This is a genomic window from Flavobacterium sp. GQ95, from assembly GCF_059758655.1.
Map to the genome: position 1 here is coordinate 1 of NZ_JCAXEB010000074.1, position 408 is coordinate 408.

The 408-nt window shown below is 38.0% G+C and carries 1 protein-coding gene; it reads right to left on the reverse strand.

The features are described 5' to 3' along the window. Positions 1–158: 158 nt before the first annotated feature. A partial coding sequence (locus tag AC6CH4_RS25985; RefSeq protein ID WP_498108235.1) for a T9SS type A sorting domain-containing protein occupies positions 159–408 on the reverse strand: 250 nt, incomplete at its 5' end.

Sequence of the window (408 nt, forward strand, 5' to 3'; positions counted from 1 at the left end):
TACTACACCATTGTCAAGACATAATTTTAAATCCGAAGGCACTGTCAATACAGGAGTCCCAGGGGCCCTATTTTCCGCTTCAGGCGATTCTTTGTCCTTGTCAGAACAAGCCGCCACAAGGATAACAATAAGGATCAAATATCTAAGATTCTTCATAACTATTTTTTTATAATTTTTACAACAACAACTTTATCCAGCCCTATTTTAGCAAAATAAGTCCCCGAAGGCTGGTCTTCCAGTGTTAATTTAACCTTTGAATTCTCGACCGTATAAACCCTGTTTGAAATCAAACGACCTATTATATTGTAAAGGGCTATTGAAACTTCTTTTGCCGAAACAGGCAATTCAATTTCAAAACTTCCCGATGTAGGGTTGGGATAAGCCCAGACCATATCTTGTAATGCTTCA